Genomic DNA, 20,221 nt, shown 5'->3' with positions numbered 1-20,221 from the left:
ACAGCCGACCGGCTGGACTCGCGTTGACACAACCGCGGCGCGTCGGCAACCCGCGCTCACACATGCAACCCAGGTGGCGCACATCGACGACGCGATCGGGTCGCGCGACCTGGATAGTTTGCAATGGATTTACCAAGTTCATCATTCGCCAGGAACGTCTCACCTGGCGCAGCTGAGATCAACAAGCTGGGGCGTATGACATCAAAGCCAGCCGTGAGAGGCGGTCCCCTTACGTGACCACGGCGACAATGTCAGCCTGGGAAAGAAAGTAGTCGCATACATACACTTTGCCGACCGATCTGAAACTCGACCGATCGCTCCTGCTGTCACTCTGGCACCCTTCCCCGTCAGTTCACTATTTGAGGAAACATCCGTGACCAATTCTTCAGTATCAAATGCAAGCGCGGACACCGCCATATCGACCGCGCCAGAGAACCTGCCCTGCAAGAAGGAAGACGAATATACCGTCGCAGATAGACCACATGCGCCTGATGACCGCCAAAGCCATCGCGCTACCCTCGCGAACTGGGACGAGCCAGAGCACGCGACCTGGGGCTTCCGCCACGTCCGCGAAATCATCCCGACAGCGCGCATAGCGCGCAGTGAGCGTCCCTCGCCGCTTCCGCGGCGTGAGACGGCTGAGCAATTGCCCGGCGTTGAGGAGCTGATGGGAATCGGCAACACCGACGCGCTGCTGGTGCTCCACCACGGCTCCGTGGTGCACGAGGAGTACGCGCGCGGGATGCGCCCCGACGACACACATATCCTGATGTCCGTCTCCAAATCAATCGTAGGAACGCTGGCGGGCGTGCTTGTCCAGCAAGGCGCACTTGCTCCAGAGGACGACGTGATCACGTACATCCCGGAGTTCGCCGGGACGAGCTTCGAGGGCGCAAGCGTGCGCGACCTACTCGACATGCGTGCTGGGACGCGCTATATCGAGGGCGGTCCCGAAACGCCGGCATGGTCAGCACAGTTCGGCTGGGCGCCAGGCACGCCGCCGGAACCGGACGCGATCACCTACCTGGCCCGCTTCGACAACATGCAGGAGCACGGCGGGCCCTTCGCGTACCGGTCGATCCTCACCGACGTGCTCGGCCTGGTGCTCGAACGCGCTGGCGGTGCACCCCTCGCCTCGCTGCTCGGCAACGAACTGTGGGGGCCGATGGGGGCCGAATCGGACGCCGACCTGATGGTCGATCGCAACGGCTTCGCGATCGCGATGGCTGGCATCTGCCCTACGCTGCGCGACTTCGGCCGCTTCGGCCACCTCATGCTCGACGGCAGCGCGCCCGACGGCCGCCAGGTCGTACCGGTCTCGTGGATCGAAGACACATTGCGCGGCGGCCCCGACTCGGCAGCCGTGTTCGGCCGGGACCAGTACGAGCAGTACTTCCCGGTCCCGCCGGGCGGCCACTACCGGAACCAATGGTGGGTGCCGGCCGGCGGACACGTCGTGGTTGGCTTGGGGGCCCACGGGCAGCAACTCTACGTGGACCGCGAAGCCGGCGTTGTCATTGCCATGCTGTCGACCTGGCCGAAACCGCCGGCCATCCGCCCATCGCGCATCCCAATTTTCGCTGCGTTCCGAGCCATCGCTGATCACCTTTCGACGAGCGTTCCGAGGCTCTAGCTGGCCCTCGACCTCTCCCGTTCAGGCCGGTGTGCCTGGCCTGAACGGAGACCGAAATGCACGCGGAGCCGGAGACCGCTAGCTAGTGGTCAAGGGAAAGATCTTCGACGCACCAGAGATCGCACGCGGCGAGCCATAGGCCCTCATCAACAACTCGCCTGCGACGAACATCTCACGCCGTCAACATAAACGCGACATCCGCGATCTCCCCCTCATCACCGAACCGCCCACCAGATTTTGACACCAGGGCGGGCATAGCATCTGAGGACCAACATCAATGTTCATCACCAACCCACCCGGTTCACAATCCACAGCGGAACTGCCGTCTTCCGCCGTGCGACACAATCTCCGCGACCTCATGAGAATTCTAATCTTCATCCCACCAACCGTCCTCGGCTTCACATCCGGCTTCTGGTACCCTCTGATTCCCGCGTGGAGCGACACGCTGCATATCGGCGCCGCCCCATTGAACTGGCTCTCCAGCATCAGCTACCTGGCGCTGGTGGTTACCGTTCCGATCTTCTCCGCGCTCGGCGACCGGTACGGGCATCGCCGGTTGCTGACCCTGACGAGCTGGCTGTCCGCTGCGGGCATCGCGATACTTGCGGTGGCTCCGTCATTCGCTGTCGCTGCGATCGGCATGGCCTTCTGGGGTGCGCAGGGAGCATGGCTGGCTTGCCTGATCGGGCTGGTCCGCGACAAGGAAACAGGTGCCCGGGCCAATCGAACGATCGCCCTGCAGGCCACCGGTATCACTGTTGGTCAGCTGATCGGTATCCTGACCAGCGGGGCGAGCTTGTCACTGCTCGGCAATGTCCGTCTAACGCTTGCTATCCCGGCAGCCCTGTGCGTCGTGTGTGCACTGATAGCGATGTTCCTCATCCCCGAATCCACCACACGGACCACCCGCCCAATCGACTGGATCGGAGCCTTCGGCTTGGCGGTCGGATTGGTGTCATTGTTGCTGGGCGTGATGAACGCCAACAGCGCCGGATGGACCTCCACGAGCACCGTGACTCTCGCAGTGTTCGGACTGGCGGTCCTGGCTGCATGGGTCAAATGGGAACGCCATACCCCCACGCCACTGATCAATCTCCGGGTGCTGACCAGTAGGGCGATGTGGCCAGCGATGATGGCGGCGATGATGTTCGGGGTGATCCTGTTCGTCCCCAGAACGCCACTTCTGACCTTCCTGGCGGCGAAGCCGGACTCGGTCGGATATGGCTTCGGGTTCGCGGCCACCGCGATCTCAGTGGTATTGATCTGCTACTACCTGATAGACACACTCGGCTCGTCCCTGTACGCGCTGCTTGCCAGCAAGATCGGGCCACGTGTCGCAATTGTGGCAGGAATTAGCTGGGGCACAGTGGGACTCGCGAGCGTGGCCGTTTTGGCCCACGCGGGCTCAGCGGCTTGGGCGATCACCCTCGCCTTCATGGCGATCGGACTGGGGGTAGGCATACTGGGGGGCAGCATGCCCGCATACATCTCCGCCGCTGCACCCAGCGACCAGGTCGCCATCATCTCCGGAACCTACAGCACGGTACGAGGCGTGGGTGGCACAATCGGGACGGCCGTGGCTGGTGCATTGCTGGCCGCATCCACCCCTGCAGGCTCCACGTCTCCCAGCGTGGGTGGCTACTCGGCCGTGTGGTTCTTCTGCGCCGCAGCGGCCCTGGTAAGCCTGCTGCTCATGCTCGCGTCCTGGTTCCGTCGACGCCCGCCCGCCGCTGTCCAACCCGGCGTTGACGGCGAGGGGGCACTGTGACAGGCGCGGCCGCACTGCGCCCCAGCACGCCGTGCCAGGACCCGGCGTCGGCCTCGGCACCCACCGGTGCGAGAAAGAATCGCCAGCTCTACTGCTGACGGCAATACAACTTTCAAGAACAGCCGACCGAGTCCGGGCCGAACTGGACCGGACCGGTCTGCACCTAGCAGGCCGACGTCTCGGTACGTGCCGAGAAATGAATTCACGCTCCCCGCGGAATTTCTTCGCCCACATCGGCGACCGCTCAGGATTTTGCCTACATCAGGCCTTGCCCGGTCACACACGATTTTCGGACGAACCGACTACCAGCCCCACAGGCTGCACCGCAAACCACGCACTACCCGCGACTTCTACCCACCCTGAGACGACGACAACCACCACCGCGAAGGCCTCCACGAGCCCGATTAGGTGTGAAACCCCATGAACCCTCACAAATACCGCCAATGGCGCCAAAGGCGACACGCCGCCTGGAACGACACCCACCACAAACATCCCGATACCGAAGCGAACCTCCTGATCGCTTTCGCCACCCAGTGGACCCCTTATGGAGGCCCCACCGAAGAAGAGACCCTCGTCCATTTCGGAATGACAACCCACCGGTTCATCGAGCGTCTATGGCAGGTCATTCCCGAATCGAGCTGCACTGAAGAAGAGACACGCACTTTTGCGAGCACGTACCCGCGCCACCGCGCGATCACACAGTTCCCCGGCCGTCCGGTAAGCGCAAAGATCTCCGACGTTCAGTTACACGGCTCGAGCCAGCCCGCCAGTGGCCCGGAAACCACTGCACGGAAAGAATTCCCGGGCCGCCCCGCAGGAAGGCCTGGGCAACCTAGGCAGGAAAGAAATGTGGCATACCCAACGCGACACTGACATTCTCGATTTCGCGCTTCTCTAGGAACCACTCGGAGGACCCACCCCTGAGCACGTTGCAGCCGCTTTCGCAATTGATATCGGAGAATACCGTCACCGACTCCAGGCTGCTGTGCGGTTCCAGACGGCCCGACTTCACCAAGGCATCACTCCCGCCGAGCACATCTACGGATTGTCCGCAATAACATCGCTCGATCGAGATCCCTCACAACCCCACGTCATACACGAGAGCGGGGACTGTCGAATTACAGCCTGAACCAGAAAACTGACCGCCGACAATCTGACCAAACAAACCGAACTTGAAGGAATGACTCTGTGGAGCTGATCGGAGTGATCGGTGGCGGCACCATGGGTGCCGGGATCGCCGAGGTGTGTGCGAAGGCCGGGAGCGGGGTCCTCGTGCTCGAGACCAAGCAGGAGTTCGCCGTCGCCGCGCAGCAGCGGATCGCGTCCTCTATCTCGCGCGGTGTCGCGAGGGGCAAGATCACCCAGGAAGAGGCGGACACCGCGATCGCCCGGGTGCGTGTGACCCTCGACATCGCGGAGTTCGCCGACCGCGACCTCGTCATCGAGGCCGCCCCGGAGATCGAGGAGCTCAAGTACGAGGTCTTCGGCAAGCTCGACAAAACCGTCAAACCGTCCGGCATCCTGGCGACCAACACCTCCTCGATCCCGGTGATCAAGGTCGCGGGCGCCACGCAACGTCCCGAGCAGGTCGTCGGCGTGCACTTCTTCAACCCGGTACCGGTGATGCCGCTGGTGGAGATCATCTCCACCCTCGTCACCTCCTCGGAGACCGCCGCCGCGGTCACCGACTACGCGCGCAACACCCTGCGCAAGACCACCGTGCAGGCCGGGGACCGATCCGGGTTCATCGTCAACACACTGCTGATCCCGTACCTGTGCCAGGCGGTGCGGATGCTCGAATCCGGGTACGCCTCGGCCGAGGACATCGACGCCGCGATGAAGGGCGGCTGCGGCTACCCGATGGGCCCGCTGACCCTGCTCGACACCGTCGGCCTCGACGTCGCGCTCGCGGCAGCGGAGTCGCTGCACACCGAGTTCGCCGAACCGCACTACGCACCGCCGGCGCTGCTGCGCCGCATGGTCGACGCCGGCCGCCTCGGACGCAAGACCGGCCGCGGCTTCTACAACTACAGCTGAGCTGAAAGTTTGGTAAGGCCAAGCTCGTAGACGCCGAGCCGGTCCCCGGGATGCTCTGCGGTGACCGTGTCATTGGCTGGCTGCACCGGTGGAAGTGATCGACCACCAGCGTTGCATTCGGCAACAATCCTTCGGTCCGGACGGCACAGGTACGCGGTGTTGCCGACGATATCCGAGCGACCCCAATACATACCCCGGTCGGTTTGGATCTCAAACCCCACACCTCGCTCGCCGAGAGTCTGATCGAGGTGACTTACAGTGTGCGTGACCTCTGTGGGCCGGTCGAAGACCAACCACGAACCCGGCTGCAGCGCCGCAGGCAGACACCGTTTCGAACCCCCGGATCCTGATTGCGTTGTCAAAGTCCAGTAGCGAGTACGGGGCTCTGACAAGGGGACCTCACAGGCTATGTTCGGCGGTGACCTCGGACATGACGTCCAGGAACTCGCGGGCCCGTTTCGGTCGGCAGAGGGCGATTCCGACGAAGATGGTGTCCAGAACGGCTAGATGTGCGAGGCGGCTAGTCATCGCCTCCTGACGGAAACCGAGCTCAGGGCCGCCCGCGACAAGGACATGATCGGCGTGGTTCGTCAATGGTGAACGGAGGTAGCTGGTCACCGCGACGACGCTCGCCCCCCTGTCGTGGGCTGCTTCGACCGCATGGAGCGTTTCCTTGGTGGCGCCCGTGTGGCTGATTGCCAGGACTGCATCACGTTCCTCGAGTGCTCGGGCAATCAAATTCTGGCCGAAGGTATCCGACGGGGAGTGCACCAGAAGTCCCAGGGTGGTCAGTCGGTAGGCGCAGTCTCGAGCCGGCGCGGACGACGTGCCGTTGCCGATCACGAGGATGCGGCGGGCCGAGGCAAGCGCATCGAGCGCTCCTTCGTATGCGTCCAGATCCAGCGTGCGTACGGCGTCCTGAAGGACAGCTGCGCTGCTGCGCAGCACCCGTCTCGGAACTTCCCTCCGTGGGGTGCGTGAAGTGATTCCTTCGGCGCGCTCGAGCTCATAGCTCTCGACATCTTGTGTGGCCAGGTCGCTGGCCAACGCGAGCTTGAGGTCATGAAATCCTTTGAAGCCCAGTCCCTGACAGGCGCGGATGACCGTGGACTCTGATGTACCCGCTCTATCGGCGGCTTCCGACACCGAGGAGGTCAATACCCCCTGCGGGTCCTCGAGTACGAGGCCCACGAACTTCAGGGCGCTCGGCACCATTTGAGCACGGGCGGCCTGGATGCGGGCGGCAACCTCTCCGGTCCGCAGGCGTGTGGGGTTCGGCTGGGTACGTATCTTCGCTGTCACGCGTGCCAATTTACTCCGAGTGACACGCGCTGTGGAGGAAAGTTCCTCCTCTTGCCGATTACTTCGGAATTTTTCCCCATTGTTCACCGGTGGGATGCTTCTACGACATCCGGCCTGCTTAGCATTCCGGTTATCGCCAGAGAAGCGCCGCGCTCGACGAGCCCGTACCACGAGATCGTCCGCGTGCGAGGGCCACTAGCGGCCCCCTGTCCTCGTTCGCGTCGCCGTCGGCGAGCACAGGCCAACCGACTGTCCTTCACGTCATCGGCTCCGACCACCCGCCTCCTCGAGATTTCGCCCACGTCGAGGACTACCAAAGAAGAGACCGAAAGATGCTCATCCGCAAGATCTTCCATGTCGCCGCACTCGCTACCTCCGCCGCAATGGCCGTTTCCCTGATCAGCGCCTGCGGCGGGACTGGGGCATCAGGATCCGACGGCGCCACAGTCACGGTCTACAGCGCTGACGGATTGGCCACCTGGTATGACGGCGTGTTCAAGAAATTCACAGACGAGACTGGCATATCGGTCAACCTCGTCCAGGCCGGCTCAGGAGAGGTGGTCTCGCGGGTGGAGAAGGAGCAATCCAACACCCAGGCCGATCTCATGGTGACGTTGCCGCCGTTCATCCAGAAGGCTGACAAATCCGGGCTGCTGGTGGCCAGTGGTCAAGACACAGCGGACATTCCCGCCGAGCAGATCGGCCCGGAGGGTCGGTATGTGCCGATTCTCAACAACGCGTTGTGCTTCATCGCCAATCCGGGCGCTGATCCACAACCGGTTACCTGGGATGACCTGTTGAATCCCGCATTCAAAGGCAAGCTGCAGTATTCGACACCAGGGCAGGCCGGTGACGGCACCGCTGCACTGGTGCTGCTACAACATCTGCGCGGAAAGCAAGGCGCGCTCGACTATCTGGCACAGCTTCAGATCAACAACGTCGGTCCGTCCTCCTCGACTGGAAAGTTGCTACCTAAAGTCAGCAACGGTGAACTGCTGGTTGCCAACGGCGATGTACAGGTTGACCTCGGGGCGATCAAAAGCAACAGAGCGAATGTCAACATCTTCTTCCCTGCTGACAGTGACGGCAAGCGCACCACCGTCGCGGTGCCGGCCCTCGCCGGCGTTGTGAAGGGTGCACCGCACCAGGATGAGGCCAAGAAACTGCTGGCCTTCATGTTGTCCGACAAGATTCAGCAGACGGTCGCGACCGAAGCGCTAGCCATCCCGGTGCGTGAGCATGTCCGCGTTTCCACAAGTACGTCAGCCGGCCCCAACACGCCCGCCGCAGTCCTTGAAGGCGTTGAGGTCTGGGTGCCGGACTGGAACGCAGTAGTCTCGGACCTCGAAACCGATCTGGCCGCCTACCAGAGGGCCACCGGTAGCTGATGACTGAGTCCAAGGTTTGGCAGGGCAAAGTCGCACGTCCACGCTCCGGACAGCCGGAGATGGCAACCGACACGTCAGCAATCACTTTCGACCGTGTCGGTGTGAGATACGGGCGGGGGCGGGAGGCGACGAATGCCCTGGTCGACTTCAACCTGAGCGTCGCCGAGGGCGAGACGGTTGCATTGCTCGGGCCAAGCGGGTCAGGAAAGTCGACAGCACTGAACGCACTGGCCGGTTTCGTCCGTCCCACCTCTGGCCGGGTTCGACTTGCGGGTAGCGATGTCACTGACGTGCCGCCGGCAAAAAGAGGTATCGGCGTGGTGCTGCAATCGTATGCGCTGTTCCCGCACATGCGGGTGGCGGACAATGTGGCATTCGGTCTGAAGGCACAACGCGTTGCGCGACGTGACATCGCCGCACGAGTGTCCGAGGCGCTGGACATGGTGGGCATGCGTGCTCATGGCGACCGGTTGCCCCGTGAGCTCTCCGGCGGACAACAGCAGAGGATCGCGATCGCGCGAGCGTTGGCGATCAAACCTCGCGTCTTGCTGCTGGACGAGCCGTTGGCGGCGTTGGACGCGCGGTTGCGTCAGTCGATGCTGTCCGAGCTGCAGGCGCTCAGAAACGCGCTTCCGGACACCACGATGCTGTATGTCACCCACGATCAGGCTGAAGCGCTCGCGCTGGCCGACCGAATCGTCGTCATGAACGATGCGCGGTTGATCGATGTCGACACCGCCGAGAACCTGTGGAATCGGCCGCAGTCGAGTTTTACCGCGGCCTTCCTCGGGGGTGCCAATCTGATCCGGTGCAGGCTCGAGCGGATCTTCGGCACGTCGGCGTTGGTTTCGTTTGCGGGCCGGACCGTCCACGCAGAGGTGCCGCACCCGTCAGCCGAGGCACGGGATTGGCGAGTGGGATCAACAACCCTGTTGTGCGTACGTCCGCACACCGTGCAGATCGGCTCGCCGGCCGAAACGGATGCGGTGCGAGGTATTGTGACTGCCGCGGTGTGGCGGGGCGCCACCACCCGGCTTGTGGTGGACCTCGCAGGGTTGCCTGATCAACTGATCGAGGTCGATACGCCCGGGCACCTGCATTTCGGAATCGGCGACGAGGTGGGCGTGCGGTTTGCCGATCCGGCCGGCGTGCTTGTGCACGAGGCGCCGTGACCGCGGTGCGGGAGCGGACCGCGCCGGCCGGGACAGCGCAGCGGGGTCCGCGTTCGTATGCGGTGTTGTGGGCCATGCCACCGCTGCTGATGGTGCTCGTCGTCGCGGTGTACCCGCTGGTTCGGGTATGCCTGGAGTCGGTTCGCGGCGAGTCGACCTGGTCGAAAATGTTGGCTTCGGCATCGTTTCGCGAGGCGCTGTGGCGGACGGTCGCGATCGCGGTGACATCGACGGCAGGATGTCTGGTTCTTGGTACCTTCTTGGCTATCGTACTGGCGTTTGTCCCCTTTCCCGGATCTCGAATGATCGGGCGGTGTATCGACACAGTGCTCGCGCTTCCCTCGTTTTTGATTACGCTGGCGTTCACCTTCCTCTACGGTACGGCCGGGCTGCTCAATGCGGCGATCTCACTCGCTACAGGCGAGGCATCACCGATGGTGAACTTTCTCTACACCCCGGCCGGGGTGATCGCGGCCGAGATCACCTTCTTCACACCGTTTGTTGTTCGGTCGCTGCTGGCGTCCTTCGCAGTTCTTCCCCGGCAACATCTCGATGCTGCGGCAAGCCTCGGTGCATCACCGTGGCGAGTACTGCGTTCGGTCGTCATGCCCGAAGCGTGGCCGGCATTGGTGGCGGGCGGTGGTCTGGTTCTGTTGCTGTCGCTCAACGAGTTCGGGATTGTTCTGTTTACCGGCGCGAAGGGCGTCACCACACTACCGGTACTGATTTACACGAAGGGAATCGTCACCTTCGATCTTCCCGGCGCCGCCGCGGTCGCCACCGTTCAGATCGGGCTTTCGCTGACCCTCTACGGCCTGTATCGGGTGAGCTTCGCGCGAGCGATGGCCAGTCGCAGGAAGGAGACTCCAGGTGTTGCTGTGGAGCCGGCGTAGTAAGTCAGCGATTCTCGCGATCTTCGCGGTTGTCGTGCTCGTCGTATTTGTCGCGCCATTGGGAACGGTATTACTCGCGAGCCTGGCAGGGGCATGGAACGGTCCCCTGCCGTCGGACCTCAATCTCGCACATTTCGACGACGCACTGTCCGGGGAGAATCTCGATACCATCTCCGTGAGTCTGCAGACGGCGTACCTCGCTGGGGCCATCGCGTTGGTGGTGGGAACCTGGGCGGCGTTGGTTGCGCGCGAATCTCCTCGCTGGCTGAGTAGGGTGATCGACGCCGTGTTCCATCTACCCATCGCAGTGCCGTCGGTTGCTGTCGGGCTCGGACTTCTGATTGCCTTCAACTCGCGCCCCTTCCTGCTGGGCGGGACGAAATGGATCGTCATCCTCGCCCATGCCACTTTGGTACTGGCTTTCGCGTTCAGTTCGGTATCGGCAGCGCTCGAGCGCCTCGATCCGGCATACACGCAGATCGCTGAATCCCTTGGCGCAGGCCCGGTTCGCGTGCTGATCCGGGTCACTGTGCCGCTGCTTCTGCCAGCCTTGGGTGCGGCGGCCGGCTTGGCCGTCGCACTGTCGATGGGCGAGCTTGGGGCAACGATCATGGTGTACCCGGCCACCTGGAAGACGCTGCCAGTGACGATCTTCGCGCTGAGCGACCGCGGTCAGACGTTCCAGGCATCGGCATGTACGACAATCTTGCTCCTGCTGACCTTGCTGTCGCTCCTTGCGCTGGGACGAATCCGTGGGCGCGCCGCCGTCCGCTAAAGCCCCAAATACCCCGCTTACCAGACAGTTCACCATCACAAGATCGATCGTAGGAGGAAATCCGTTGCAGATTCGGGTAGGTATCGTTGGTGCCGGTCTCATGGGCGCCGCAACCACGTATCACTTGGCAGCACTGGGCGCCAAGGTCACCGTGTTCGACTCACACAGCCCTGGTGGGGGCACGAGCGGGTCGAGCTTCGCGTGGATCAGCGCGAGTGCGCCCGCGATCGAGGATCGAGATTACTTCGATCTGTGCCATACCGCCATGAGCGAAGTCTCGGCACTTGCCGATGACATCGGCGGCGAGCACTGGTTTCAGCCTTCTGGGCATCTCCGTTGGGCAGTTCACGGCTCCGACACCGAAAAGGAGCTCCTCGCGCACGCCGACCAAATCGCAGGCTACGGATATCAAGTAAACATCCGTAGTGCCCAAGATGTCCGCGAGTCAATCGAACCAACGATCCAATTCGAATCGCCGAACCAACCGGTGCTGGTATTCCCACAAGAATCCTGGATCGATGCCCCCGCGTTGATTCACCGATTGTTGGCCGCAGCGAAGGCACACGGAGCCGAGACGGTCATTGGAAGGACCGTGACGCACATCGACACGGACAGTTCGTCCGTCACCGGAGTGGTGCTCGATGACGGCTCCCGCTACACCCTCGATGTTCTCGTCAACGCAGCAGGTCAATGGAGCGGACACATAGCGTCACTCGTGGGTCGAGATCTCCCACTGTTGTCGAGCCCTGGACTCGTCGCCAGACTACGAAGCAAGAACTTCCGAACAACCTGGGCAATGCACAGTCCGCACGTCGAGATTCGGCCCGACGGCGACTGCCAGATGCTGCTCCACAGCCGTGAAATTGACGCACAGTTGGACGCCAGCGGATTCGCCGACGACCAGCAAGTCGACGATCTCTACACACTCGCCAAAACCGTCATACCCGATCTCGAGACGAGCCGTGTCATCGATGCTCGGGTCGGCTGGCGCCCCCTCCCACTGGACACCCTGCCCTCGGTCGGAAGAATCAGCACGCTCGGCGGCTACTACGAGCTCGTAACGCACATGGGCGCAATCCTGGCGCCCATGCTGGGACGGCTCGCTGCAACCGAGATTGTGACCGACCAAGATAGTGTGCGGCTCGCAAAATACCGTCCCGAGCGGGACGGTCTCCGCACAGTGAAACCAGGCGACGTTCTGTCGTCGTCCTAGGATCGGCCAGATCAGGGAAATCCGGTGGTGGGTGGTCTCGGACGTGTCAGACACGCGGCCGGGCCACCTTACGCCGGCGCGCTTCGTTGGACGCGTGTTCGAGGGTCTTAAGCCAGCGAGGTCGAGGGGACGGTAGCCTCGGACTTTCATCCTCGCGCTCCCACAGGACCAAGCGTGTCAGTTCCCGGCACGCCGCTCATCCTGGCGGTCGGAACTCGGTCGTCCACACCTCATGCGCGGACAGTCCGCTTGCCGCTGCGTGCAGGCCCTTCCCACTATCGCTGGGCCTGTCAACGCCGGCCGAAAATTATTCCCCCTCGTTGACGGGGCCTTTTCGAATGGTCTGAGCCTTGAATTATGCTCGCGCCCACTAGGTGTTCATGCACCGCAGTACGGCGTGGATCTCGGTCCGGTAACACCGGCCATGGTGGTTCATCCCGCGAATGACCGGATTGATCCACCGCACTCAATCATCCAACATCGGTCGTGGTGCGTAGCCGGAGTCCGCAGGAACGATCCACCGTGCCCATGTTCTTGCGGGCATCGCCGCTGACCGCAGGCATAACCACCGAGAACACGCTCGACTGGTCCCGCGTGAATCATCTCGCCCGAAACAACCACTCGTGGAAGGTGTTCGAGGCATCCTCACCTCGATAGCCTGCCGGGTGGCCTGGGTATCCGTTCCGGACCCGTGGAGCGCGGGACAGGGGAACGAAAAATTCAACCTCCCCATCCTCCATGCCCATCACTCCCGCACGCAGAATCGCCAGCACACTCAGCGGTTTCGCCCTCCCCAGGCCGCGAAGCTGGGTGGCGCTGGTTCCGAGCGCGCGGAGGAGATCAGGCGCGCGGTGTCGTTCGCCGATGCACCCAGAGGGTGCAGTTCATCGGTTATCCCGGATCGAATGTACTTTGCCGGGTCTTTCGATGATTCGAGCCCTTCGACGGCCCTGCCCCCGACCCCGCTCGCAAACTCGGTGGAATCTCGGCTGAGATCGCCGTGTCGGCGGAGGCGAAGTGGCGTGGCCTTATGAGGCAGAACGGTCAGGCGGCTTCAGTCGTCGGACGCCCTCTCACCGTGGCGCTTGTCGACCATGACCGACCGGTCCTGCAGTGTCACGGCGACTGCGGCCCCCACCGGGAAGGCCGAGGCATCGTAACTGGACAGGTCGGCCTTGACCGTGGTGCCATCGGCGAGCCGCACGGTGAGGCGGGTGACCGAGCCGAGGAACGTGATCCCGGTGACCCGCGCGGTGCCGTCCGGTTCGGCGGTCAGCTGGACGGACTCGGGCCGTACCAGTACGTCCACGTCCCGGTCCGCGCCATGGCCAGGCCCATCGACGGGCAGCCGGCGGCCGAGCACCTCAACGGTCGTGCCGCCGTCTACGGTATAGCCGGGTACCCGGGTCATGGTGCCGACGAACTCGGCGACGAAGGCAGTCGCCGGGCGCGCATACAGTTCGGCGGGTGCGGCGCACTGCTCGAGGCGGCCCGCGCGCATCACGGCGACACGATCGGCCATCGACAGCGCCTCTTCCTGGTCATGGGTGACGAATAGGGTGGTGATGGCGAGTTCGCGCTGCAGCCGCCGGATTTCGTCGCGGAGTGTCAGGCGGACCTTGGCGTCGAGGGCGGACAGCGGCTCGTCCAGCAGGAGAACGCGTGGACGCAGCGCCAGCGCGCGGGCGAGCGCGATGCGTTGCTGCTGGCCACCGGAGAGTTGGTGCGGGTAACGGTCGCCGTGCTGTGGAAGCCCGACCAGGTCGAGGAGGTGGGTGGCGCGGGCGCGGCGCTCGGCTGCCCCGACCCTGCGCATGCGCAGCCCGAAGGCTACGTTGTCCGCGGCATTGAGGTGCGGGAAGAGACTGTAGGACTGGAAGACCATCCCGGCGTCACGCCGGTGCGCGGGCACGGACGTAACGTCCTCGCCGTCGACCAGCACCTGGCCGGAGTCGGGCATCTCGAACCCGGCGAGTGTGCGGAGCGCAGTGGTCTTGCCGCAGCCGGACGGGCCGAGCAGGGCGAGCAGTTCGCCGGGCCTGATCTCGAGGTTCAAGCTGTCGAGCGCGACCGCCTGGCCGTAGGAGCGCCGCAGCTGCCGGAGTTCCACGGTGGCACCGGTTGCCGGGGAGGCGGTGATGGTGGGCGGGGCAAGGGTTGCGTTCGGCATGGCTGGGATCTCTCTTTCGTCAAGTGCTGGGGTCTAGGCCCGGTGGCGGGGTCCGCCGCTTGCGGAGAGCACGACCAGCAGCGCCCAGGTGAGCAGCAGGCTGATCATGGAGATGGCGATGGTGACGGGACCTTGAGCGCCGTTGGAGCTATTGACGATCCACACGGCGAACGTCTGGAAGCCGAGTACGGAGGGCACCGTGAACTCGCCGAGCACCAGGGCGAGGGTGAGCGCGATGGCGCTGAGCAGGGCGCCACGAAGGTTGGGCAGAATCACCGTGACCACCGCACGGATGCGGCTCGCGCCGTTGTTCTGGGCCGCCTCCATGAGCGTGGGTACATCGAGGGCGCGCAGCCCGGTGTCGAGTGCCCGGTAGGCGAGCGGCAGCGCCAGCACCACGAAGGCGAGCACCAGGACCACCGGGAAGGAGGGGTTCTGGATCGCGATCATCGTCGCGAAGAACGGTGTGTCGGCCAGGTAGTCGGGTCCCCACTTGAACACCGTGGTGAGCCCGGCGGCCAGTGCCAGCGCGGGCACGACGAGCGGCAGCGAGCACACCACCTCGACGACCGCGCGCAGTCGCGGACCTCCGAGCCGCGCCGCGACCATCGCGGGGACCAGGATCAGCAACACCACGGCGGTGGTGGTGGCTGCGAGGCCGAGGGACATCGCCAGTGACGGCAAGAAGCCGGGGGCGTCGAGGATGCCGGTGTAGGCGTCGAGAGTGAACCCTGCGCCGGGGTCGTCAATGGTGTAGAGGACAGCGCAGAGCAACGGGACGGCGAAGTAGACCGCGCTCACCAGCAGTATGGCTCTGCGCCCCAACGAGGGTCGGGTCCGCGCGCGCCGCGGCGGGGTGGGTTCGTTCAGACCAGCCATCGGGTGCTCCTGCGCTGCAGGGGGATGTAGAGAGCCATCACCACACCGGCGACCACGACCATGTCGAGGCTCATCGCGAGTCCCACATTGCCCTGCCCGACGAAAACGTTGCCGTTGAGCGCGTTGGCGATCTGCAGGGTGAGCAGCGGCACCGTGGCGCCGACCATGGCGCGTGCGGTGGCGTAGGCCGAGAAGGAACTGCCGAAGAGCAAGATGAAGCCGCCGAGCAGCGAGGGTGTGAGCACCGGCAGAGCGACGTACCGCCAGTATTGCCATGTGGACGCGCCGTTGTTTTGCGCGGCCTCGCGCCATTGCGTCCGGAGGCCATCGAGGGCTGGGATGACGGTGAGCACCATGAGCGGGATGAGGAAGTACAGATAGACCAGGACCAGGCCCCAGAAGCTGTACAGGCTCCACCCGATCTTGTCCAGGCCGAGGTGTTGGGTGAGCACGCCCGCGTTGCCGAGTGTGGCCACGAAGGCGAAGGCGACCGGTACGCCGCTGAAGTTGGCGAGCACCCCTGATGCGCTGAGCACCGCGTGCCGCAGCGCGGCGAATCGGGAGGTCACTACGGCCTGTGCGAGCAGCAGTCCGGCGAGGGTGGCGAGCAGGGCGGCCGTCAGTGACAGTTTGACGCTTCCGAGGAGGGCTGTGAGGTAGGGGTCGTGGAGTGAGGCGGTGATGTTGGCGGTGGTGAGCCTGCCGTCCGGTGCGGTGAGTGCGCCGCTGATCATGGCGAGCGCGGGCACCCCGAATGCGACGGCCACGAACGCCAGCAGCGGCGTGACCGCCAGGAGCCGTCCCGCCGTCCCGGAGCGGCGGGCAGACGCGCCGGGGGGCGCCGTTGTGTTCGTGGTCGTCGTGTTCGTATCGGTGAGAGTCATCCGGAGATGGCCTTCGCCCAGCCCTGGCCGAGTACCTGCTTGGCGTTGTTGAGCTGGTCCTGTGTCGGGAAGGCCGCGGTGCCGCTGACGGGGGGCAGCTTGGCGGCGGCCGCCTGGTCGAGGGTGCCGTCCTGCTGCATCGAGGACGTCAGTACCGGTCTGGCGTAGCCAGCGAGAAAGAGGTTTTGGCCCTCGACGCTGTAGAGGTATTCCTGCCACAGTCGTGCGGCGGCCGGGTGTGGTGCCCACTTGTTGATGGCCTGGGTGTAGTAGTTGGCGTACTTGCCGTCGGTGGGGATGTTCACCTGCCAGTCCAGGCCTTTGGAGTTGAACTCGTCGGCGTAACCGGTGTTGAGGAAGTCCCAGTAGATGGCGATCGGTGTCTCGCCCGACCCGATGGTCGCCTGCGTCGCCTGGACGGGGTTGAAGTTGCCGATCTTGTGCAGTTCCGCGAAGAAGTCGATGCCGGGCTGGATGTTGTCCAAGCTACCGCCGTTGGCGAGGGCCGCGGCGTAGACGGCGGCGAAGGCGCCGCCCGCCTGGGAGGGGTCGCCGCTGAGCGCGATCATGCCCTTGTACCGGGGGTTGCGCAGGTCGGCGAAGGTCTTGGGGCAGGTGGTGACCTTCTTGGCGTCGCAGCCGATGGAGACATAGCCGTTGTAGTCGTTGTACCAGGTGCCGTCGGCGGCGGCCTGGTCGGCGGGGATCTTGTTGAACGAGGCGACCTTGTACGGCGCGAACAGTCCCTGTTGTTGGCCGCTGAGCGCGAAGGCGGCACCCACTTCGGCGACGTCGGGGGCGCGTTCCTGGCCCTTGCGGGAGGTGATCGCGTTGAGTACATCCTGGCTGGAACCATGGGGGTTCTCGAGGTTGACCGTGATGCCGTACTTTGCGGTGAAGCTGTCGATGATGGCGCCGTAGTTGGCCCAGTCCCGCGACAGTGCCAGCGTATTGACCGATCCTTCCTTCTGGGCCGCGGCGATCAGGGCGTCCATGTCGCCGAAATCGGAGGCGGAGGTGGCGGTCTGCGCGCCGGTGGAGGTGCCGGTCGATGCCGACCCGCAGGCGCTCAGTGTCAGAGCAATGACCGCGAGGCCGCACACGGCGGCACCGGCGAAACGGAAGCGGGAGAAAATCACGGGGGCGTTCCTTCGGGTCTTGGGAAAGGTGAGTGGTGGATCAGGGTCGATCAGCCTGCTGCTCACGGTCGACACCTCTCGGCGGAGAGGAAATAGTGCCGCCCGCCGAACTGCTGAAAATGGGCGGTGGTCACGTCGGCGGCACTGCGCTCTGCGACGACACGTCGGCTTTCTGGTGCTGCGGATCCGGTGCCGGTACTACGGGGGCTTGCCTCACTGAGTACACGTCCGGACATCGACGGCGGGACCGGTAGGCCGATGAGCCAGCAGATGGTTGGGGGGATGTCGAGGTGGTCGGCGGGGAAGTGGAATTGTTCGGCGGTTCGAAAGCTCGGCCCGTTCAGGACAAGCGGTATGTGCATGTCTGCCGATGATGTCGATCCATGTCCCCCGGCGAGTTGTTCGCCGGCGCCTCGGGCGCTGAGGCCGACGCGCAGCTCACCAGCGTGATCGTGGTAGGTCAGCGACACGTACGCCAACAAGTCGGGGTCGGTTGTCGGTCCGGACCGTAAGTCATCGAGCGAAAGGGCGCCCGGAACTTTGCTGCGCTCAGCGAAAGTGGGCCCGGACCACCCGGCTGACATGACGGCCTCGATCACTGCATCGGCTTCTTCAGGGCGCAGCCGCTTGCCCGCATACACCAGCAGGCCACCGTTGTTGTCGACGATGCGGACATCGCGCGAGATCGGCAGCGGAATCCATGACGCCGTCTCGGCCACGTCAATGGTGTGAGTTGCGTTGGAGAAGCCATGGTCCGAGGTCACGATGATGTCGGTGTGCGGTGCGGACTGACGAACCCGACCGACCAGCCGGCGCAGGCGACGGTCGATCTCGAGGAGTGCATCATCGCTGGCGGGACGGTCGGCGCCGTTGTCATGCTGGATGTCATCGAGCTCGCCGGACCACAGCACAACGACATCGGGTGCGAGCTCGGGCATCACGTAGTCGACGATGAGGTCCACTGCCCAGTCCAGTTGGGGGAAGGGGCCATCCGCTGTGCGCGGATCGTTTCCCGCGAGTTGGTTCCGAACACTGTCGGGTTGGGCGTAGAAGGCGTCGTTCTGGAACGGATATGCGCCGATGACCGCGCCGTGTCCGTCGATCGCCCCCGGATTGAGCAGCAGTGTGCCCCCGTTCGAACCCGTGCCGACGGCGACCAGTTTGCGTCCGTGGTCCGCCAGGTGCTCGCTGAGAGTGGGCACTGGAAGCAGTCGATTCCCTCGACGTGCCCGGAGCAGATCCAGGTTGTCGGGGCAGGCGGCATCGATCAGACGTCCGGCGGCCCAGATGTAGTTGCCCATTATCCCGGCCGCAGCCGGAGCCTGTCCGGTAGCCAGGGACGCCGCTGCCGGGAATGTCAGTGAGGGTGCAACAGATCGCGCGTGGTCGTAGGAGACACCGCGGCGAGCGAGTTCGGTGATGAACGGCATCTTCGACACATCGGACGCCCGGAGCCCGTCGACAACGATGAGCAGCGTACTCACCATTTCTGACTCTCCCACGGTTGGGCTTGTCCGCGTGGGCTGTGAGCTCGGGCGAGCGTTTCCGGGCTCGACCGTGCGTTGTAATGTGCTGGCCGGTGGGGTGAGGGCATCAGCTGATCCGGTCGGTGAGGATCGTGGCCATGGTCGTCAGGCCCCGGCGTAGTTGTGCGTCGTCGACGGCGAAGCTCAATCGCAGATGTCCGGGCGCTCCGAAAGACGCACCGGGCACCGTGATGACGCCCGCGGTCAGCAGGTGGTCTGCAAGTGCGACATCATCGGGGTGGAACCGCCGTATATCGGGGAAGAGGTAGAACGCTCCGTCAGGAGGCGACTGCAGCAGTCCGAGAGGTCCCAGGATCGACTCACACAGACTCAGCCTGCCGCGCAGCAGCGACCGGAACTCGGCGGTTACGTCCGGTCCGGTCAGGGCAGCGAAGGCGGCAGCCTGTGTGATGCGGCTGACGTTCGAGGTCGTGTGGGACTGGATGGCGGTCGCGGTGTCGATGACTTGTTTCGGGCCCGACATCCAGCCGACCCGCCACCCCGTCATCGCGTACGACTTGGACACGCTACCCACGGTGACGAGCCGGTCGGTCACCGCTGGCTCGACGTGGCCCGGTGCCGGTACGGACCCGAAGCCGAGATCGACATAGGTTTCATCGGAGACGATCCAGATGCCGCAGGCTGCCGCCCAGGACAAGATGGCGTGCAGCTCGGTCTTGTCGTAGACCTGGCCGGTTGGGTTGTTCGGCGAGCACAGCAGCAGCACCCGCGTCGCCGGGGTTCGGGCGGCCTCCAACTCGTCCGGGCTTACTTTGAGTTCACCGGCGGGCGGCTCAACGATCACCGGGTTGCCGTTGGCGAGGCGGACGGACGAGGGGAAGGTCACCCAATACGGTGCCGGTATCAGGACCTCGTCCCCAGGTTCGAGCAGGGCCCTGAACGTGTTGAACAGCGCCTGTTTCGCGCCGTGGGTCACCAGGACGTTCGAGCTTGCCAGGGGCGCCGAGGCGCGCAAGGTAAGTCGGTCCGCGATCGCCTGCCGCAGGCGATCCTCACCGCCGGTGGGACCGTAGCAGTGATTCTCCGGCCGGGCCGCGGCCTCGATCGCTGCGGCGACGATATGGGCGGGAGTTGGCAGGTCGAGTTCTCCCGCCGAGAGGTCGACGACATCGACGCCCTCGCGGCGCAGATGCTCGGCGCGTTGCCGCAAGACGGCGGTCGGCGACAGCGTAATCATTGATCATTCCTCATTTCCGATGCTGGTAATCCGCCCGGAAGGGGCGGCAGCGGTGGTAGCACAGTCGTCGGGCGACTGGTGTCGGGTTGTAATCCGTGGCCTGCCGGCGATGCGCCAGGAGCGGGCTGGGTCCGGCGCACGGTGATGACGGCCTCGCGCCGCTGGACCGTCTGGTCGACGGCCCCGGATCGCAGCTCTGTCTGTACCGTGGCGTAGTGACTCGGTCACCACGCGCCAATCGGCT

Annotated in this window: 15 protein-coding genes; 8 read left to right on the top strand and 7 right to left on the bottom strand. The window is 64.3% G+C overall.

Annotated features, from left to right (window positions below; genetic code table 11):
- Positions 1–373: 373 nt before the first annotated feature.
- From ACFWAY_RS16375 to ACFWAY_RS16365, 3 genes are all read left to right on the top strand, one after another.
- Positions 374–1,633 (top strand): serine hydrolase domain-containing protein, encoded by a 1,260-nt coding sequence (locus ACFWAY_RS16375; protein ID WP_378511268.1) that lies wholly within the window; start codon positions 374–376, stop codon positions 1,631–1,633.
- Positions 1,634–1,991: 358 nt separating this feature from the next.
- Entirely contained in the window at positions 1,992–3,401 is a 1,410-nt protein-coding gene (locus tag ACFWAY_RS16370) for an MFS transporter (protein ID WP_378511267.1), read from the top strand.
- Between the two features lie 1,188 nt (positions 3,402–4,589).
- Positions 4,590–5,438: a 3-hydroxybutyryl-CoA dehydrogenase gene (locus ACFWAY_RS16365; protein ID WP_378511266.1), complete on the top strand. Its 849-nt coding sequence runs from the start codon at positions 4,590–4,592 to the stop codon at positions 5,436–5,438.
- Positions 5,439–5,837: 399 nt separating this feature from the next.
- Here the strand turns inward: ACFWAY_RS16365 and ACFWAY_RS16360 are convergent, their stop codons facing one another.
- Positions 5,838–6,827, bottom strand: a complete 990-nt coding sequence (locus ACFWAY_RS16360) for a MurR/RpiR family transcriptional regulator (protein ID WP_378511265.1) — start codon at positions 6,825–6,827, stop codon at positions 5,838–5,840.
- Positions 6,828–7,072: 245 nt separating this feature from the next.
- Between ACFWAY_RS16360 and ACFWAY_RS16355 the strand changes: the two genes are divergently transcribed.
- Genes ACFWAY_RS16355 through ACFWAY_RS16335 form a run of 5 tightly spaced genes read left to right on the top strand, consistent with a single transcriptional unit; the run spans position 7,073 to position 12,181 of the window.
- Positions 7,073–8,128: a 2-aminoethylphosphonate ABC transporter substrate-binding protein gene (locus tag ACFWAY_RS16355; RefSeq protein WP_378511264.1), complete on the top strand. Its 1,056-nt coding sequence runs from the start codon at positions 7,073–7,075 to the stop codon at positions 8,126–8,128.
- A gap of 59 nt (positions 8,129–8,187) precedes the next feature.
- A complete protein-coding gene (locus tag ACFWAY_RS16350) occupies positions 8,188–9,300 on the top strand; it encodes an ABC transporter ATP-binding protein (RefSeq protein WP_378511278.1) in 1,113 nt (370 codons plus the stop codon).
- Entirely contained in the window at positions 9,297–10,193 is an 897-nt protein-coding gene (locus ACFWAY_RS16345; RefSeq protein ID WP_378511263.1) for a 2-aminoethylphosphonate ABC transporter permease subunit, read from the top strand. The genes ACFWAY_RS16350 and ACFWAY_RS16345 overlap by 4 nt, the downstream gene beginning before the upstream one ends.
- Positions 10,171–10,968: an ABC transporter permease gene (locus tag ACFWAY_RS16340; RefSeq protein ID WP_378511262.1), complete on the top strand. Its 798-nt coding sequence runs from the start codon at positions 10,171–10,173 to the stop codon at positions 10,966–10,968. The genes ACFWAY_RS16345 and ACFWAY_RS16340 overlap by 23 nt, the downstream gene beginning before the upstream one ends.
- Entirely contained in the window at positions 10,946–12,181 is a 1,236-nt protein-coding gene (locus ACFWAY_RS16335) for an NAD(P)/FAD-dependent oxidoreductase (protein ID WP_378511261.1), read from the top strand. The genes ACFWAY_RS16340 and ACFWAY_RS16335 overlap by 23 nt, the downstream gene beginning before the upstream one ends.
- A 1,054-nt stretch (positions 12,182–13,235) precedes the next feature.
- On the opposite strand, the gene ACFWAY_RS16330 is transcribed toward ACFWAY_RS16335, so the two are convergent.
- The 6 genes from ACFWAY_RS16330 to ACFWAY_RS16305 form a co-directional block, all read right to left on the bottom strand.
- A complete protein-coding gene (locus ACFWAY_RS16330) occupies positions 13,236–14,351 on the bottom strand; it encodes an ABC transporter ATP-binding protein (RefSeq protein ID WP_378511260.1) in 1,116 nt (371 codons plus the stop codon).
- 33 nt (positions 14,352–14,384) lie between these two features.
- Positions 14,385–15,230, bottom strand: a complete 846-nt coding sequence (locus ACFWAY_RS16325; protein WP_378511259.1) for an ABC transporter permease — start codon at positions 15,228–15,230, stop codon at positions 14,385–14,387.
- Entirely contained in the window at positions 15,218–16,114 is an 897-nt protein-coding gene (locus tag ACFWAY_RS16320; protein WP_378511258.1) for an ABC transporter permease, read from the bottom strand. The genes ACFWAY_RS16325 and ACFWAY_RS16320 overlap by 13 nt, the downstream gene beginning before the upstream one ends.
- On the bottom strand, positions 16,111–17,253 hold the full coding sequence (locus ACFWAY_RS16315; protein WP_378511257.1) for an ABC transporter substrate-binding protein: 1,143 nt from the start codon (positions 17,251–17,253) through the stop codon (positions 16,111–16,113). The genes ACFWAY_RS16320 and ACFWAY_RS16315 overlap by 4 nt, the downstream gene beginning before the upstream one ends.
- Positions 17,254–17,315: 62 nt before the next feature.
- Complete coding sequence (locus tag ACFWAY_RS16310; protein ID WP_378511256.1) at positions 17,316–18,740, bottom strand: alkaline phosphatase family protein; 1,425 nt, start codon at positions 18,738–18,740, stop codon at positions 17,316–17,318.
- A 106-nt stretch (positions 18,741–18,846) separates the two neighbouring features.
- Positions 18,847–19,977 carry an aminotransferase class I/II-fold pyridoxal phosphate-dependent enzyme gene (locus tag ACFWAY_RS16305; RefSeq protein ID WP_378511255.1) on the bottom strand — a complete coding sequence of 377 codons (1,131 nt, stop codon included), beginning with the start codon at positions 19,975–19,977 and terminating at the stop codon, positions 18,847–18,849.
- Positions 19,978–20,221: the final 244 nt, after the last annotated feature.

Origin of the sequence: Rhodococcus sp. NPDC059968 (genome assembly GCF_042738615.1) — a bacterium.
GTDB lineage: Bacteria > Actinomycetota > Actinomycetes > Mycobacteriales > Mycobacteriaceae > Rhodococcus_F.
The sequence above is the reverse complement of the archived record's forward strand: the minus strand, read 5'-3'. Positions and strand labels throughout refer to the sequence as shown.

Coding starts and splice junctions, on each gene's coding strand:
- ACFWAY_RS16370 (WP_378511267.1), top strand. CDS start 1,992: ATGAGAATTCTAATCTTCATCCCACCAACCGTCCTCGGCTTCACATCC.
- ACFWAY_RS16330 (WP_378511260.1), bottom strand. CDS start 14,351: ATGCCGAACGCAACCCTTGCCCCGCCCACCATCACCGCCTCCCCGGCA.
- ACFWAY_RS16355 (WP_378511264.1), top strand. CDS start 7,073: ATGCTCATCCGCAAGATCTTCCATGTCGCCGCACTCGCTACCTCCGCC.
- ACFWAY_RS16305 (WP_378511255.1), bottom strand. CDS start 19,977: ATGATTACGCTGTCGCCGACCGCCGTCTTGCGGCAACGCGCCGAGCAT.
- ACFWAY_RS16310 (WP_378511256.1), bottom strand. CDS start 18,740: ATGGTGAGTACGCTGCTCATCGTTGTCGACGGGCTCCGGGCGTCCGAT.
- ACFWAY_RS16320 (WP_378511258.1), bottom strand. CDS start 16,114: ATGACTCTCACCGATACGAACACGACGACCACGAACACAACGGCGCCC.
- ACFWAY_RS16350 (WP_378511278.1), top strand. CDS start 8,188: ATGGCAACCGACACGTCAGCAATCACTTTCGACCGTGTCGGTGTGAGA.
- ACFWAY_RS16325 (WP_378511259.1), bottom strand. CDS start 15,230: ATGGCTGGTCTGAACGAACCCACCCCGCCGCGGCGCGCGCGGACCCGA.